At 69.0% G+C, this 982-nt stretch carries 1 protein-coding gene and 1 pseudogene; both read left to right on the top strand.

Translation table 11 applies throughout. The features are described 5' to 3' along the window. Window positions 1-309, top strand: a pseudogene (locus tag J9611_RS21430) (iron-containing alcohol dehydrogenase family protein); the annotation flags it as partial. Between the two features lie 75 nt (window positions 310-384). Then, on the top strand, window positions 385-982 hold a 598-nt coding region (locus tag J9611_RS21425), incomplete at its 3' end, for an aldehyde dehydrogenase family protein (protein ID WP_211883283.1).

Here is a 982-nt window from a genome sequence, read left to right as displayed (position 1 = left end):
TGCCTGGTCATCGAGGACGTGCTTCGCCTCAACCTGCGCAACCGCCTCGACCGGACCGCGCGCCTCGCCTTTGCTCTGGGCGTTGGCGACACCGCCGCCGCCGATGAGGACAACGCCGAGGCTGCCGTGGCCGCCGTCGCCACCCTGGCCCGCGAGGTGGGCATGACCGGCCGGCTCGCCGACTTCGGTGTCACCGCCGCGGACCTCGACTCACTCGTCGAGGACACGCTGGCCGATGCCGTCATCAACAACACGCCCGTGCCGCCCACGGCGGTCGAAATCCGCACCATCCTCGAGAAAGCGCTCTAAGTGGAAAACACGCTGAAGCTTGACCCGGCCGGAACAACAACCGGTGTGACCGCCTCCGAACTCGCCTTCATTGCCATGCTGCCCAAGCAGCTGTTCATCGACGGCGCATGGACCGACGCGTCCGACGGCGCCACGTCCGCCGTCGAGGACCCCTCCACCGGAGCGACGCTGGCGCGGATCGCGGATGCTTCCCCTGCCGACGGCGCACGGGCCCTCGCCGCCGCCGCCCGCGTCCAGGACTCCTGGGCCGCAACGCCACCACGCGAACGGGCCGAGATCCTGCGCAGCGCCTTTGATTTGGTCACCGCCCGGGCGGACGATTTCGCCCTGGCCATGACCCTGGAAATGGGCAAACCGCTGGCCGAATCCCGCGGTGAGGTGGCCTACGGTGCCGAATTCCTGCGCTGGTTCTCCGAGGAGGCAGTGCGCATCTCCGGCCGCTACTCCACAGCACCCGACGGCAAATCCCGGCTCCTCGTCACCAAACGGCCAGTGGGCCCGTGCCTTTTCATCACCCCCTGGAACTTCCCCCTGGCGATGGCCACGCGCAAAATCGCGCCAGCCATCGCCGCCGGCTGCACCATGGTCCTCAAGCCGGCCAACCTGACCCCGCTGACGGCGCTGCTGCTGACCGAGGTGTTCCAGGAGGTGGGCCTGCCTGCCGGGGTCCTGA

The organism is Pseudarthrobacter albicanus (assembly GCF_018224015.1).
Classification (GTDB): Bacteria; Actinomycetota; Actinomycetes; order Actinomycetales; family Micrococcaceae; genus Arthrobacter; species Arthrobacter albicanus.
This window is presented reverse-complemented; position numbering and strand designations above follow the sequence as displayed.